This window comes from Streptomyces sp. SCL15-4, from assembly GCF_033366695.1.
GTDB lineage: Bacteria > Actinomycetota > Actinomycetes > Streptomycetales > Streptomycetaceae > Streptomyces.
Genome location: NZ_JAOBTQ010000001.1, coordinates 3,745,225 through 3,759,378, shown reverse-complemented (window position 1 = coordinate 3,759,378; position 14,154 = coordinate 3,745,225). Strand labels below are relative to the sequence as shown.

General features: G+C 70.1%; 13 protein-coding genes. 3 read left to right on the top strand and 10 right to left on the bottom strand.

Annotated features, from left to right (window positions below):
* Positions 1 to 40: 40 nt before the first annotated feature.
* On the bottom strand, positions 41 to 286 hold the full coding sequence (locus SCK26_RS16330; protein WP_318202042.1) for a DUF397 domain-containing protein: 246 nt from the start codon (positions 284 to 286) through the stop codon (positions 41 to 43).
* Positions 283 to 1,068: a helix-turn-helix transcriptional regulator gene (locus SCK26_RS16325; protein ID WP_318202041.1), complete on the bottom strand. Its 786-nt coding sequence runs from the start codon at positions 1,066 to 1,068 to the stop codon at positions 283 to 285. Before SCK26_RS16325 ends, SCK26_RS16330 begins: the two co-directional genes overlap by 4 nt.
* Positions 1,069 to 1,213: 145 nt before the next feature.
* Here SCK26_RS16325 and SCK26_RS16320 point away from each other — a divergent pair, with 145 nt between their 5' ends.
* Positions 1,214 to 1,627: an ATP-binding protein gene (locus SCK26_RS16320; protein ID WP_318202040.1), complete on the top strand. Its 414-nt coding sequence runs from the start codon at positions 1,214 to 1,216 to the stop codon at positions 1,625 to 1,627.
* Between the two features lie 12 nt (positions 1,628 to 1,639).
* Here SCK26_RS16320 and SCK26_RS16315 read toward each other — a convergent pair whose 3' ends face one another.
* On the bottom strand, positions 1,640 to 2,029 hold the full coding sequence (locus tag SCK26_RS16315; RefSeq protein WP_318202039.1) for a VOC family protein: 390 nt from the start codon (positions 2,027 to 2,029) through the stop codon (positions 1,640 to 1,642).
* A 73-nt stretch (positions 2,030 to 2,102) separates the two neighbouring features.
* Here SCK26_RS16315 and SCK26_RS16310 point away from each other — a divergent pair, with 73 nt between their 5' ends.
* Positions 2,103 to 3,065, top strand: coding sequence for a YafY family protein (locus tag SCK26_RS16310; RefSeq protein WP_318202038.1), 963 nt, complete (start codon positions 2,103 to 2,105; stop codon positions 3,063 to 3,065).
* A 7-nt stretch (positions 3,066 to 3,072) separates the two neighbouring features.
* Here SCK26_RS16310 and SCK26_RS16305 read toward each other — a convergent pair whose 3' ends face one another.
* The 5 genes from SCK26_RS16305 to argS all read right to left on the bottom strand — a co-directional run bounded on the left by SCK26_RS16305 (position 3,073) and on the right by argS (position 9,863).
* Positions 3,073 to 3,657: an SUKH-4 family immunity protein gene (locus tag SCK26_RS16305; protein WP_318202037.1), complete on the bottom strand. Its 585-nt coding sequence runs from the start codon at positions 3,655 to 3,657 to the stop codon at positions 3,073 to 3,075.
* A gap of 2 nt (positions 3,658 to 3,659) precedes the next feature.
* A complete protein-coding gene (locus SCK26_RS16300; protein ID WP_318202036.1) occupies positions 3,660 to 5,366 on the bottom strand; it encodes a nucleic acid/nucleotide deaminase domain-containing protein in 1,707 nt (568 codons plus the stop codon).
* A gap of 93 nt (positions 5,367 to 5,459) precedes the next feature.
* Entirely contained in the window at positions 5,460 to 7,151 is a 1,692-nt protein-coding gene (locus tag SCK26_RS16295; protein WP_318202035.1) for a hypothetical protein, read from the bottom strand.
* A complete protein-coding gene (locus SCK26_RS16290) occupies positions 7,148 to 8,023 on the bottom strand; it encodes an SUKH-4 family immunity protein (RefSeq protein ID WP_318202034.1) in 876 nt (291 codons plus the stop codon). The genes SCK26_RS16295 and SCK26_RS16290 overlap by 4 nt, the downstream gene beginning before the upstream one ends.
* Positions 8,024 to 8,096: 73 nt before the next feature.
* Positions 8,097 to 9,863 carry an arginine--tRNA ligase gene (gene argS, locus SCK26_RS16285; protein WP_318202033.1) on the bottom strand — a complete coding sequence of 589 codons (1,767 nt, stop codon included), beginning with the start codon at positions 9,861 to 9,863 and terminating at the stop codon, positions 8,097 to 8,099.
* Between the two features lie 126 nt (positions 9,864 to 9,989).
* Here argS and lysS point away from each other — a divergent pair, with 126 nt between their 5' ends.
* Positions 9,990 to 11,732 carry a lysine--tRNA ligase gene (gene lysS, locus SCK26_RS16280; protein ID WP_318202032.1) on the top strand — a complete coding sequence of 581 codons (1,743 nt, stop codon included), beginning with the start codon at positions 9,990 to 9,992 and terminating at the stop codon, positions 11,730 to 11,732.
* Between the two features lie 86 nt (positions 11,733 to 11,818).
* Here the strand turns inward: lysS and SCK26_RS16275 are convergent, their stop codons facing one another.
* Together SCK26_RS16275 and SCK26_RS16270 are read right to left on the bottom strand one after the other, a co-directional pair.
* Positions 11,819 to 13,057, bottom strand: a complete 1,239-nt coding sequence (locus SCK26_RS16275; protein ID WP_318202031.1) for a DUF2637 domain-containing protein — start codon at positions 13,055 to 13,057, stop codon at positions 11,819 to 11,821.
* Positions 13,058 to 13,177: 120 nt separating this feature from the next.
* Complete coding sequence (locus tag SCK26_RS16270; RefSeq protein WP_318202030.1) at positions 13,178 to 14,098, bottom strand: DUF3558 domain-containing protein; 921 nt, start codon at positions 14,096 to 14,098, stop codon at positions 13,178 to 13,180.
* Between the last annotated feature and the right edge of the window lie 56 nt (positions 14,099 to 14,154).

Sequence of the window (14,154 nt, the reverse complement as noted above, 5' to 3'; positions counted from 1 at the left end):
GGCGTTGGGCTGGGCCGGGGTTGCGGCGGTTGCCCAACGGTCACTTGAGGGAAGAGGTGAAGGCGTCCCACGTGACAGGGCTGATGCGGAGGGTGCGGTCCTGGGAAGGGGCTTCCTTGGAGTCCCGGACGTGCACGGAGTCGGGAGACACCGCCACTTCGAGGCATTGGCCTCCCTCGCTGCTGCTGTAGCTCGACTTGTGCCACGTGAGGGCGACTTCGAGGCACTGGCCGCCCTCGCTGCCGCTGTAGGTCGACTTGAACCACTGAAGGGCTTCGGCGCTCATTGCTCTCCTAGCAGACGGTCGAGCAGGCCTCGCGAGTACTCGATGGTGTGTGCCTGCGTCCGCAGCATCGCATACCTGCGCGCAAGGACGGACACCTCATCTGGGTTGGAGACCCACTGACTGCCTTGTTGCGACTCGGCGTAGGCCAAGTGCTGGTGGTCGGGCGTCTCCAGGAGGGTGAAGGGGCCCGCATCTCCAGCGTGATGGGTGCGGCTCAGCGGTAATACCTGCAATGAGACGCAGGGGAGTTGGGAGCACTCGCGTAGAAAGCGCAGCTGTTCACGGTGGATGTCGGAGCCCCCGGTGGGCCAGAGCAAGACGGGTTCCCAGATGACGAAGCTCAGTGTCGGCGGCTCCTTGCGGTGCAGGATCTCCCGGCGCTCGACTCGCGCCTGGACCTTCGTCGTAAGCTCGTCGGCGTCGTAAGCGGGAACGCGTCCGCCGAGGAGGGCACGGGCGTACCCCTCGGTCTGAAGCAGACCTGGAACGACCAGCGCGTCGTACCAGGACAGCGCGATGGCCTCCCTCTCCTGCTCGATGTACTCCTCCGCCCACAACGGGAACTGGTCCACCTCCGGCAGGTTGGCCACGCCCGCCGCCAGCATTCCCTTGGTCTCCAGGAACTCGTCGAACAGCTCGGCCATGTCCAGCTTCAGCACCCGCCGCCCCTGCTCGATGCTGGCCACCGTCTCCTCGTGGATGTTCAGCGCGGCGGCCAAAGCGGGCTGACTCAACCCCTTGGCGCGCCGGGCCGCGGCCAGTTGACGGCCCAGCATCTTCATGGCCGACTGGTTCTTCCTCCGTGTAGGCGTCATGCCTGCTGAACTCCCCACGCCGGCCGGTGCACACCCCGCAGCAACCCGTACAAAAACCCTGTACGAGATCACTCACTGAACCACGATAGTTACCCTGCGCGACATTCGCCCCGTGAACGAGCACATTGAACTTCCCTGCCACCGCGACCGGTTCTACGTCCGCAGCCGCAGGTCGGTCCCCGCGGCCAGGCAGCTCACCGAGTGGTCGCTGAAGTGCTGGGGGCTGGAGTCCTGGAACCGGTCGCACGACTTGTCGCTGTGCGTGAGCGAGTTGGCCACGAACGCTCTGGTGCACGGCGTGCCAAGGGGCCGGGGCTTCCTGCTCCGCCTGCGGTACGACGGCGAGCTGGTCCGCGCCGAGGTGCACGACAGCGGCCCCGGCACCCCTCGCGTCGCGGAGGAACCGCGCGGGCCGGAGAGCGAGGGAGGCAGGGGCCTGCTGCTGGTGGCGGCGCTCAGTGACAAGTGGGGCGTCGGGGAGCGTACGCCGGGGAAGATCGTGTGGTGCGAGTTCGCCGTGCCGTGAGCGGGCCCGGCGTCAGGTCAGGGTCGTGATGCAGAACGGGTGCCCGGCGGGGTCGAGAAGGACCCGCCACCGTTCCGGCTGAGGCTGCGCGTCCGGCTTGACCGCGCCCCGGGCGAGCAGGTGGGCCTCGGCGGTGTCCAGGTCGTCGACGCCCACTTCGATGTGGGCCTGCTTCTCCCGCGCGGGGTCGGGCCAGGTGGGGCGGCGGTAGCCGGACAGGCGGTTGAAGCCGAGGCCGGCCGTGCCGTTGTCGCCGCCGAGGAAGACGAAGTCGTCGGTGGAGTAGGTGACGGGCAGGCCGAACATGTCGCCGTAGAAGCGGGCGAGTTCGGCGGGGTCGGGGCAGTCGAGGGTGACGGCGACGTAGCGGAAGGCGGGTGCGGAAGTGGTGTCCGTGCTCATGAGGAGGACGGTAGGACGCGACCCGGACAGCTTCGGTCCTGGTTGGGCCGGACGGTATGAAAAACTTCCGGTCGTGCTGAGCGCGTCCGCCCGTCTGCTGCGTCTGCTGTCGTTGCTCGCCGCCCGCCCTTCGTGGACCTGCGGTGAGCTGGCCGAGCGGATGGAGGTCACGGACCGCACGGTGCGGCGGGATGTCGCGAAGCTGCGCGAGCTGGGGTACAGCGTCGATTCGGAGGCGGGGCCGTGGGGCGGGTACCGGCTGCGGGCCGGCTCGCGGGTGCCGCCGCTGATCCTGGACGACGAGGAGGCGCTGGCCGTGGCGGTCGGGCTGCGGGAGGCGGCGTTCGGGGGTGTGTCCGGAGGGGACCAGGCCGCGCTGTCGGCGCTGCTGAAACTGCGGCAGGTGCTGCCGGCGGCGGTGGCCGAGCGGCTGGGGGAGTGGGACGAGGCGTTCGTACGGCTGCCGTGGCCCCAGGAGGCGCGGGTGCGGCCGGGGATGCTGCTGGAGCTGGCGGCGGCGTGCCGGCGGGGCGAGCGGGTGCGGTTGTCGTACTGCGACGGGAAGGGCCGGAGCACGGTCCGGGACGTGGACCCGTACCGGTTGGTGCACACGGGACGGCGCTGGTACTTCGTGGCGCGGGACGTGGCCCGGGGATGGCGGACGTTCCGGGCGGACCGGGTGGAGCGCCTGCACTCGACCGGTGAGCAGGTGGAGATCACGGACCCGCCGGACCCGGCGGAGCTGGTGTCCCGCAACACGGCGAACGGCCCCTACCCGCTGTCGGCGAGGATCCGCCTCCCCCTCCCCCTGAGGGAGGCCCAGCGCCTGATCCCGCCGACCATCGGCACCCACCACCCGGACGGCCCTGAAGCAACGGTGGTCGAGATAGGCGGCCCCACCCCGGAGGGCCTGGCCCACTACCTCCTGGGCCTGGCCACCCCGCTACAGGTCCTGTCCCCGGACGCGGTCCGTGAGGCCCTGATTGACCGCACCCGGGAAATCCTGAGATGTGTCGGCCGGAACGCGCGGTCTTGAATGTCGCCTACGTGAAAATGCCGCCTTCGAGGTTGTCGAAGAGTTCCACCCATTCGCTGTGTTCGTGGGTGAAGGGAAGAGGATCGATTCGGCGGATCTCGCCCAGCAGCGCGTCGACTTCACGCTTCCGGCGGGCGTACTCCTCGTCCTCGTCCTCGTGCTCGCCCCGGTTGTAGGAGGAGATGTATCCGAGGAAGGACACCATCGTCTTCGCCAAGGAGGAAACATCACCATGGATGGGGATCGCCTCTTGGGCGGCGTCGGTGTACTGGTAGACGATCCCGGTGTCCGGGTCCACCACGACCGCGTTGATCGGCAGATTCCCGATTTTCACGACCTTTTCGACCCCGTCGGGGAAGGTCCAGCCGTTTTCCCTCTCCTCCGCGCAGTCCCAGACGAACCTCGCGTCGAACTCGGCGGGCAGACCGAACGAGAACTCGAAATCTTCGGCGCTGGGGATACCGGTACGGACGAGGAAGTCGAGAGTCTCGCCGGCGAACCCGTACCGTGCCGCCGTCGATTCGGGCAGGTGATGTACCTCGTCCTCACCGACCGCGTCGGCCAGCGTCTCGTGATCGATGTCGAAGAGCATGCTCATCTCCGCCTGCTTTTCCTGGCGGCTTCCATGGCCGCACCGTCTGATTCGGTCATCATCCCGGCACTCAATCCATGCTTATTATGCCAGTCTTCCAGGTTCTTCCGGTAAGTCCGGTGCTCGCCGTCGATGCTGTACGAGCTGGGACGTTTTCCGTCGACCGGCGACTGATCATAACTGTGTGAGTGGGTGACCTCCTGGTCGGCGCCAAAGTACCTAGCGAGCCACTGGTCACACCAGGAGCTGGAGTCCTGGCAAGGTTCTCGTTCGGTGTACAGATCGCGAATTCCGTGCGGGTTGCCGTCTCTGAGGACTGGGTACCCGATGGTTCGTTCGGAGTGAACATTCTTGCTGTGGCCGACGAGGATGAATGAATTGCCGTGAGAGTCGACGTAGTGTGCGGCGGCGTAGTTGCCGCCGCCGTAGTCCTTTTTTGAGTAGCGCGCCAATTGCGTGGCGTACGCCAGCTCGCTGATCTCGCCCCGGCCCAGCCGACGCGAGGCGACTTTCGGATTGGCGTCCGAAGGAGACAACGGGAAAGGATTCTTCTCCGGGTCCGTCCTGCGGTACCGCCAGACTCTGCCATCGTCGGCCACCACATCCGGAAGGTCCTTCTCGTGGCCGTTGATCCTGGTCGGCTTTCCACCGTCGGTGTGCAGCCGTTCGACGGTTCCGTCCGCGTTGAGGAGGAACATCGGAGTATCCCCGTCCCCCTGTCGGCCCGTGCTGATCCGCCGGGCCCGGTCCCCCACCTCCACGTCGGTGTTCTTGTGGAGGCGGGATACCGCCTTCGTGCGGTTCGGGAGGGATTCGGTGAGGTGTTTGCCCAGTTTGCCGAGGGCCTTTTCGCAGCCGTCCAGAGCGCCGTGGAGGATGGACTCGAAGACCTTCGTGAAGGGATCGCGGCCCTTCGTGCGGTTGTAGGAGTTCTTGGCCCGGCCGAGCGGGTCGGCGCTGACCAGGTGCAGTGACTTGCCGTGCGCCGACAGCTGACCGGCACCGAACTCGAACTCGTCGTGGTCGATGAAGAGGTCCGCGCCGCTGCCGCCGCCCGCCGAGGCGAGTTCGAGGCCGCTGCCGCCGCCCGCCGAGGCCAGGTGCATGCCGCCGGTGCCGGGGGCCGGCGGGAGGGAGAAGGCGGTCTCGGCCAGGTCCAGGACCGCGTCCTCGACCATCGCCTCCAGCTTGGCGTTGACCGGCCCGGTCACGCGGGCGATCAGCTCGTCCACGATCTGGTCGGCCGCCTCGTCGATGATGCGTTTCACCAGTTGCCGCATCGCCGTGATCTCCGCCGCGCCCAGGACGGCCGAAAGGCCGCCGGTGAAGAAGGCCAGCCCGATCGAGAGGCCCACCGAGCCCGCCATCGCGGCGAGTTCGATCTCCGCCTTCCGCTTCATGCCGAAGATGATGTCCGCGACCACGTCACAGGCGTCCGCGAACAGACGGGCCAGCTCGGGAAGTTTGTCCAGGTGGCCGGCCTTGACCTGCGACCAGTGCTTCTCCATCGCGTCGACGGCCCACCCCTGCGAGGAGGCCAGGACGCGCTCCACCGACTTGTGCGCGTCCGCTCCGTGGCCCTCGAACTTGTCGGCGAAGTCCCGCATGGCGTCGGCCATGTCGCGGTAGTCGTCCTCGTCGACGTTCGGGAAGTTGATGCCGATGACGTCCAAGACCTCGTCGAGCCAGCCGGGCAGCGTGTAGCCCATCCCCCGTAATGCCCTCTCATTCGCCTGATGATCGTATGAGTAAGACGAGCGTAACCAGGGGCGGTTGCGGTGGCGCAAGGACGCCTTCGGCCTCTATGGCGCGACTGTGACAGGACGCAGGCACACCAGCGTCTCGTCCGTGCCGATCAGCAGATCACCCGAGTCCGTGAGGGTGAGGGCGTGGACGGCGAGGCCGGGACGGTAGGTGCGGACCGTGTCGTCGTCCAGGCGATGGTGCTCGACCAGCCCGTCCGCCCAGCCGACGGCGAGCACCGGCCCGGTGCCGGTAGCCGCTGCCGCCAGCGCTGTCACCGGGCACGTACGCGAGCGGACCGGCACGGCGAGCGGCTCGGTGCCGGGGCCCCAGGCGCGTACCTTGCCGTCCGCACCGCCGCTGTAGACCAGGGGGATGCCCGGCCCGTCCTCTCCGGGCGGCGCGAGGTCCAGCGCCGCCAGCGCGGTCACCGCGCCCTCGTGTAGACGGACCGTGGCCGGGACGGTCTCCCCGTTCCGGGAGGCGAAGGCGTGCAGGTGGCCCGTATCGTCCGCCACGATCAGCAGGTCACCGCAGGCCGCCAGGGTCCGAGGCCGGTTCCGGAGTCGGCCCCGTACCGTTTCCACCAGCCGTTCCAGCGGTGTGGGACCGTCCTCCAGCAGTGCCGCCAGGCCCGTGGCCCGCGGTGCGGCCGGAGCGTGCCGGAGGTGCAGCCCGCCCAGGGTGTCCAGGACCAGTACGTCGCCCCCGGCCGTCACGGTGAGCGCGGCCACCCGGCCCACCGGCTCCGGCAGCCGGCCGACCGGAGCACCGTCCGCCTCGCCGACCAGCCGGACGGTGCCCTGGTGGTCCGCCACGACGGCCGTACCGGCGAGCCGGCCGTGACCGGACGACAGCGCGCGGGCCGGTCCCGGCCACGGCGGCCGGACATCCCCGCGCACCCTGCGCCAGACGACCCGCCAGGCGGCACCGCCGGCCAGGCCGGCCAGCCTGTCCGGCAGCCGCGGGTCCGCTTCGTCGCCCAGCGCCGCGAGCAGGACCACGGCCCGGTCGGCCGGGTTCGGCTCATGGGTCAGGGACGCCCCGGCCCGCAGCCAGGCCGCGCGCAGACCTCCGTGGCCGTCCCCGGAGCGCTCGTAGCGGACGGAGACCTGCCAGGGATCCACTGCACAGACCGCGGCCGGGTCGTCCAGGTCGACGGTGTCGACGGTCTCGGGCTCCGGTGGCGGCACCGGCCCGGTGGCCGGCCGTCCGGCGGCCCACGCCGCATACCGTTCCGGGTCCGTCCACCGAGTCTCGTCGAGATCCATCACCGCCGAGGGAGGCTTCGTGAGGGCCCCGGCCTCCGCGCTGCCGCTCCGCACCTCCACCAGCACCCGGACGTGCGGCGACTCGGCCAGCCGCGCGACGAGTCCGGCGAGCGCGGCGGGGTCCTCCGCCGCGTGCAACTCCGGCAGGACGAGCACCGTTCGGCGGTCGTCGGCGGACAGGGCGGTCAGCAGTTCGCCCGGGGTGCGGGCGGCCACCGACAACTGCCGGGCCAGCGTCCAGGCGGCGGTGAGGGCCGTCTGGCCGGCGAGCGGTACGAAGCCGTGCACCCGGCGCTCCGGCCGTTCCCCGTCCCGCGTCCCGTGGCCGATCAGCCACGCCAGCAGGCTCGACTTACCGCAGCCCGCGCTTCCGGTGACGACACACAGACGCGGTGCGCCGGCATCGGCCAGCCAGGCCAGCAGCGCGGCGGCGGCCGGCTCCCGGCCCGCCGCCGGACGGGACCACGCCGGTCCGGTCATCGTCCGCCCTCCTGCCGCGCGGCGTACGTGATCAGCTCCTTCAGACCCTCCTCCCGCGACCCGGCGGTGGCGCCGTAGTCGAAGCCGTGCGTGAACTCCGCGTGCGGGAAGGTGGATTGCAGCCATACGGCGCAGTAGTGGCCGGGCATCATGCACGGCTCCAGTTCGCAGTACACCTGGCGCACCTGCTCCGGGGCCACTCCCTCGGCCCGCAGCCGCTGCCAGACCAGTTCCTCCGGGTGTGCTCGTCCAGGGCCCGTGGCGTCGGTGACGATCTGCTTGGCACCCGTCGCGTCGACGTACTCGAAGGCGGAGGAGAACGGGAAGTTCAGGGTGTGCCGTACGTCGTCCAGCACCCTCGGCCACCAGCTCTCGCGTTCCTCGAAGGCGGCGGCGTCGATGGTGCGGAGTTCGGCGTTCAGCTCGCGGAACGCGGCGGCGGCCACCGGCAGGCTCGCCGAGGCGGCGATCACCGGCAACCGCCGGTCCAGCGCGGTCAGCGAGGCGTTGAACGCCGTGACGTCGGAGCTGACGAACATGTCGTCCTCGTCGAGCCCCAGGAACACGGCCTGCACCGCGCCGTCCGGGCGTACGCACAGGTGGGCCAGCGGGTCGGTGCCGATCCGGAGCCAGTTCTCCCGGCCGGCGGGCGCGGGCACGCCCTGGTGCCCGGCCAGCATGCCCAGGGTGGGTGCGTCGGTCTCCGCCGCCGCGGTGAAGTACGGCGCCACGTGCACGGGGACCCCGGTGCCGGTCAGCGCCTCGCGGGCCGGTTCGGGCAGCCGTATCCCGTAGGTGCCGGGCACCGTGAACCGGCGCATGCCGTTCTCGCCGAAGTGGGCCGCGGACGGATCGGGGACGCGTTCGGGCATCTGGCTTCCTCAAGGTCTGTGGCGACGGAACCCGGTGGACCGGATGGTCTCCACAGACCTTAAGGGGTGGGTGTCAGAGCTTCTCGGGGGTGCGGATGCCCAGCAGGGTCATGCCCTGGTGGAGGGTGCGGGCCGTGAGGTCGGAGAGGAAGAGGCGGTTCTCGGCGATGTCCTTCGGCGGCGCCGGCTTGATCACCGGGCACTTGTCGTAGAACGTCGTGAACAGCGACGCCAGCTGGTACAGGTACGCCGCCAGCTTGTGCGGCGCGTACTCGGCGGCCGCCTCGCGGACCGTCTCCGCGAAGGAGTCCAGGTGGAGGCCGAGGGCGCGCTCGGCGTCCGCCAGGGACAGCTCCGGGTGGGCCGCCGGGCGGACCTCGCCGGCCTTGCGGAGGATGGACTGGATACGGGCGTAGGCGTACTGGAGGTAGACGGACGTGTCGCCGTTCAGCGAGACCATCTGGTCCAGGTCGAACTTGTAGTCCCGGTTCGCCGACGTCGACAGGTCCGCGTACTTCACCGCGCCGATGCCGACCTGGGTGCCCCGCTCGGCGATCTCCTCCTCGGACAGGTCCTGCGCCTTCTCCCGGACCACGGCCGAGGCCCGCTCGATCGCCTCGTCCAGGAGGTCGACCAGGCGGATCGTCTCGCCCGCACGGGTCTTGAACGGCTTGCCGTCCTTGCCGAGGACCGTGCCGAAGGCGAGCTGGACCGCCGTGACGTCGTCGCCCAGCCAGCCGGCCCGGCGCGCGGTCTCGAAGACCATCCGGAAGTGCAGGGCCTGCCGGGCGTCCACCACGTACAGCAGGGTGTTCGCCTTGAGGTTGAAGACGCGGTCGCGGATCGCGGACAGGTCGGTCGCCGCGTAGCCGTAGCCGCCGTCCGACTTCTGCACGATCAGCGGGACCGGGTTGCCGTCCGGGCCCTTGATGTCGTCGAAGAACACGCAGAGCGCGCCCTCGGAGCGGACCGCGACGCCCGACTCCTCCAGCAGGCGGCAGGTCTCCGCGAGCATGTCGTTGTAACCGGACTCGCCGACGATGTCCGCGTCCCGGATCTCCATGTCCAGCTTCTCGAAGACGGAGAAGAAGTAGATCTTCGACTCGTCCACGAACTTCTGCCACATGGCGAGCGTGTGCGGGTCGCCGGCCTGGAGGTCCACCACCCGGCGGCGGGCCCGGGTCTTGAACTCCTCGTCGGAGTCGAACAGCTTCCGCGCGGCCTTGTAGAGGCGGTCGAGGTTCGACATCGCCTCCTCGCCCGTCACCTCGCCGGCCTTGTGGTCCAGCTCGTGCGGGTGCTCGTCCAGGTACTGGATGAGCATGCCGAACTGGGTGCCCCAGTCGCCGATGTGGTGACGCCGGACCACGTTCTCGCCGGTGAACTCCAGCAGCTGCACGACCGAGTCGCCGATCACCGCCGAGCGGAGGTGGCCGACGTGCATCTCCTTGGCCACGTTCGGCTGGGCGTAGTCGATCACCGTGGTGCCCGGGTGCGCGGCGGTCGGCACGCCGAGGCGGCCGGTGTCGTCCGCGTACCGCGCGGCCAGGTTCTCGGTGATCGCCTTGTCCGAGACCGTGATGTTGAGGAAGCCGGGGCCGGAGACCTCGACGTCCTGGATCACGTCACCCGTCACCACCCGGCCGACGACCTGGGCCGCCAGTTCGCGGGGGTTCGCCTTCGCCTTCTTGGCCAGGGCCAGGATGCCGTTGGCCTGGAAGTCGGCCCGGTCGCTTCGTCGCAGCAGCGGGTCCGCGCCGGCGGCCTCGGGCAGGGTGGCCGTCAGGGCGGACGCGAGGTGCTGCTGGACGTTGTCGCTGAGGGACGTGACCGAGGCCATGGGTGTGGGTGCCGTTCTCCTCGTGGATGGATAGACCCGCCCAGTATCCCATGGGGGGTAAAGCCGTTTCCCCGGTCGACGGGCGGTCTGTGAGAATGGAGTCTCACCCTGTTCAGAAAGAAGGACGTGCCGATCGTGGCTCAGAGCACCGAGACCACCGACTGGGTCTCCCGTTTCGCGGATGAGGTCATCGAGGAGTCGGAGCGCCGGGCCCCGGGCAAACCGGTCGTCGTCGCGTCCGGACTCTCCCCCTCGGGTCCGATCCACCTCGGCAACCTCCGCGAGGTCATGACCCCGCACCTGGTCGCCGACGAGATCCGCCGCCGCGGCCGCGAGGTCCGCCACCTGATCTCCTGGGACGACTACGACCGCTACCGCAAGGTGCCGAAGGGCATCGCCGGGGTCGACGAGGAAGCCTGGGCCGAGCACATCGGCAAGCCGCTGACCTCGGTCCCGGCGCCGAAGGGCTCGCCGTACCCGAACTGGGCCGAGCACTTCAAGGCCGCCATGGTCGAGGCGCTGGCCCAGCTCGGCGTGGAGTTCGACGGGATCAGCCAGACCGCGCAGTACACCTCCGGTGTCTACCGCGAGCAGATCCTGCACGCGATGAGGCACCGCGGCGACATCGACGCGATCCTCGCCCAGTACCGGACGAAGAAGGCGCCGAAGAAGCAGCAGCAGAAGGCGGTGGACGAGGCCGAGCTGGAGGCCGAGGAGGGCTCCGGCGCGGCGGCCGAGGACGACGGCAGCTCCGGCTCCGCCGGATACTTCCCGTACAAGCCGTACTGCGGCGGCTGCGAGAAGGACCTGACGACGGTCACCTCCTACGACGACGACACCACCGAGCTGGCGTACACCTGCGCCGCCTGCGGTTTCGCCGAGACCGTCCGGCTCAGCGAGTTCGACCGCGGCAAGCTGGTGTGGAAGGTCGACTGGCCGATGCGCTGGGCGTACGAGGGCGTGATCTTCGAGCCCAGCGGTGTGGACCACTCCTCGCCGGGCTCCAGCTTCCAGGTCGGCGGGCAGATCGTGCCGATCTTCGGCGGCGAGCAGCCCATCGGGCCCATGTACGCCTTCGTGGGCATCTCCGGCATGGCGAAGATGTCGTCCTCGCGCGGTGGCGTGCCCACTCCGTCGGACGCGCTGAAGATCATGGAGCCGCAGCTGCTGCGCTGGCTGTACGCCCGCCGCAGGCCCAACCAGTCCTTCAAGATCGCCTTCGACCAGGAGATCCAGCGGCTCTACGACGAGTGGGACAAGCTGGCCGCGAAGGTCGCCGACGGCTCCGCGCTGCCGGCCGACGTCGCCGCCTACACCCGCGCCGTCGGCACCGCCGCCGGTGAGCTGCCGAAGACGTCCCGCCCGCTGCCGTACCGCACGCTGGCGTCCGTCGCCGACATCACCGCCGGTCACGGGGACCAGGCGCTGCGGATCCTGTCCGAGCTGGACCCGGAGCAGCCGCTGGCCTCGCTGGACGAGGCGCGCCCGCGCTACGACAAGGCGGAGGCGTGGATCAACACGTACGTGCCCGCCGACCAGCGGACCATCGTGCGCGAGCAGCCCGACGCCGAGCTGCTGAAGTCCCTGGACGAGGCGTCCCGGCAGTCCGTGCGGCTGCTGCTGGACGGGCTCGCCGACCACTGGTCGCTCGACGGGCTGACCCACCTCGTGTACGGCGTGCCGAAGGTGCAGGCCGGCTTCTCCGCCGACGCCACGCCGAAGGAGCTGCCGCCGGAGATCAAGACGGCCCAGCGGACGTTCTTCGCCCTGCTGTACCACCTGCTCGTCGGCCGTGACACCGGCCCCCGCCTGCCCACCCTGCTGCTGGCCGTGGGCCAGGAGCGGGTACGGACGCTGCTCGGGGAGTAACCCGTACGGAAAAGCAGTCGGAAAAGGGGCCCTCTTCCGGGAGGGCCCCTTTTCCGTCACGTCATGCGGTCGCAGGCGATGCGGTCCTACGCGATGTGGTCCTCTTCCAGTTCCGCGTTGAAGCGGTTGGTGAAGCGGTTGACCATGCGGTCGGCGTCGCGCGGGGCGAGCGCGATGCCGTACGTCGCCTCGACCGCCTCGCCGTACTGGTGCGGGGTGGGGAAGCTGCCGTCGATCGACTTGCGGAAGACCTGGTAGTAGTCCTCCTCGGTCGGGTTCGGCTCGGCCGGGCGGCCGCCCTCGCCCAGTTCGCGGGTGCGGGTCGGGCTGACCGGGATCGGGAAGCTGCCCGTCTCCTCCGGGGAGGGCTGCTGGAAGTCCTCCGGGGCCTGCTCCTCGTACCAGTTCTCGTACTGCTCCTCGGGGGCGTACTGGGGTTCTTGGAGCATCGGGTCGTAGGTGGGGTCGTAGCCGCCGTGGTACTCGACCTCGCGCGGGGCCTGGAACCAGGGGCTCTGCTCGTCCGCCGGGGGTGCCTCGGCGGGCGGCTGTCCGGCGGCGGAGGCCGGTCGGCGCGGGGCGGGGGCCGCCGCGGGGGTGCGGTCGTCGGCGACGGCGGGGGCGAGGGCCTGTGGCTGCGGGGCCGGGGGGAGGAGGACCGGGTCGATGCCCGCCGCGGCCAGGCCCGCCGGGGCCGTCTCCGCGAGCGGGACGCCGTAGCGTGCCAGGCGCAGCGGCATCAGGGACTCCACCGGGGCCTTGCGGCGCCAGGCGCGGCCGAAGCGGGAGCGCAGCCGGGCCTGGTAGACGAGACGTTCCTGCTCCAGCTTGATGACCTGCTCGTAGGAGCGCAGTTCCCACAGCTTCATGCGGCGCCACAGCAGGAACGTCGGGAGCGGGGAGAGCAGCCAGCGGGTGAGGCGGACGCCCTCCATGTGCTTGTCCGCCGTGATGTCGGCGATGCGGCCGACCGCGTGCCGGGCCGCCTCGACCGACACCACGAACAGCACCGGGATCACCGCGTGCATGCCCACGCCCAGCGGGTCCGGCCAGGCGGCCGCGCCGTTGAAGGCGATCGTCGCCGCCGTCAGCAGCCACGCCGTCTGGCGCAGCAGCGGGAAGGGGATGCGGATCCAGGTCAGCAGCAGGTCGAGGGCGAGGAGGACACAGATGCCCGCGTCGATGCCCACCGGGAACACATAGGAGAAGTTCCCGAAGCCCTTCTTGACGGCCAGCTCACGGACGGCCGCGTACGAACCGGCGAAGCCGATACCGGCGATGATCAGCGCACCGGTCACGACCACGCCGATGAGAACGCGGTGCATCCGAGTCAGCTGCGGTGACGCGGCCACTCGTACTCCCCTCCCCTTGCGTGTTGTTGCGCGCAACAGGGTGGCACACGTGTACGGCGAACGCGGTACCGGTCACCCGCTACGACCGTACGGTCAGCTCTTCCTGACGGCCGGCCCGGACGCGGACGCGCGGGCGGAGGGCGACTTGGAGAGGGACCGCGAGGCGGACTTCGCGCCCGGCTTCGAGGAGGTCGAGGCCGGCCCGGAGGGAGAGTCCGACGCCGGGGAATCCGGCTCGCCGGACGCGCCGTTGGCCTTCGACACCGACGCCACGACCTCCTTCAGCGCCTTCTGGGCGTCCTTCGTCAGGTCGTCGGCGTCCGGGGTCTTCTCGCCCGCGAGTCCGGCGCCGTTGTAGTCCAGGGTGACCACGACGTTCTCGACCCGGGCGACGACCGTCTGCTGCTTGAAGAGACCTTCCTTCTTCTTCAGGTCGTAGCGCACCGCGGCCGCCTCCGCGCCGATCCCGGACAGCGGCACCATCTTGGTGCCCTTCGCGCCGTCCACCGACTGGGCGTCCTGCACCTGCCGGCCGAAGTACGCGTGCGCCTGCTCGTCGGCGGCGCCCCGCGTGACGTCCGAGTCGAAGCGCAGCAGGGAGATGTTCAGCCAGCGGAACTGCGAGCCCTTGACGCCGTTGTTGTCCAGGCTGTTCCAGGAGCAGGAGGCACGCGACGACGGCTCGTCCGAGCCGCCCTTCCTGGCCGACTTCGCGCCCGCGGGCACCAGGTCGGTCAGGGTCTTCTTCGCCAGCGCGCCGCACGCGTCGGGCAGCTTGCCGTATGCGGCGGGCCGCACGGTCGGCGACGCGCTCGCCGACGGCTTGGTGGTGCCGGGGTCCGCCTGCCGGGTGCTCTCGCCGCCGGACCCGGCCTTGGCGTCACCGGAGTCCGAGGAGCAGCCGGCGGTGATCAGGACCGCGGGAACGGCTGCCGCGCAGACAAGCGCGTGGCGCAGGCGCTTGGCTCGCTGGTGTCGCTGGGCACGGTCGTCTCGCTGGTCTGCTCGCTGCATGGTTCCTTCACTCATGACGCTCGGTGTTCGTGCGGGTTCCTGCGGGGCCACGGTAC

What these genes read in the sequence shown, in the direction of transcription:
- SCK26_RS16295 (WP_318202035.1), bottom strand. Translation starts at nt 7,151, where the DNA reads ATGACCGGACCGGCGTGGTCCCGTCCGGCGGCGGGCCGGGAGCCGGCC.
- SCK26_RS16300 (WP_318202036.1), bottom strand. Translation starts at nt 5,366, where the DNA reads ATGGGCTACACGCTGCCCGGCTGGCTCGACGAGGTCTTGGACGTCATC.
- SCK26_RS16330 (WP_318202042.1), bottom strand. Translation starts at nt 286, where the DNA reads ATGAGCGCCGAAGCCCTTCAGTGGTTCAAGTCGACCTACAGCGGCAGC.
- SCK26_RS16270 (WP_318202030.1), bottom strand. Translation starts at nt 14,098, where the DNA reads ATGCAGCGAGCAGACCAGCGAGACGACCGTGCCCAGCGACACCAGCGA.
- SCK26_RS16325 (WP_318202041.1), bottom strand. Translation starts at nt 1,068, where the DNA reads ATGAAGATGCTGGGCCGTCAACTGGCCGCGGCCCGGCGCGCCAAGGGG.
- argS (WP_318202033.1), bottom strand. Translation starts at nt 9,863, where the DNA reads ATGGCCTCGGTCACGTCCCTCAGCGACAACGTCCAGCAGCACCTCGCG.
- SCK26_RS16315 (WP_318202039.1), bottom strand. Translation starts at nt 2,029, where the DNA reads ATGAGCACGGACACCACTTCCGCACCCGCCTTCCGCTACGTCGCCGTC.
- SCK26_RS16290 (WP_318202034.1), bottom strand. Translation starts at nt 8,023, where the DNA reads ATGCCCGAACGCGTCCCCGATCCGTCCGCGGCCCACTTCGGCGAGAAC.
- SCK26_RS16305 (WP_318202037.1), bottom strand. Translation starts at nt 3,657, where the DNA reads ATGCTCTTCGACATCGATCACGAGACGCTGGCCGACGCGGTCGGTGAG.
- SCK26_RS16275 (WP_318202031.1), bottom strand. Translation starts at nt 13,057, where the DNA reads ATGCACCGCGTTCTCATCGGCGTGGTCGTGACCGGTGCGCTGATCATC.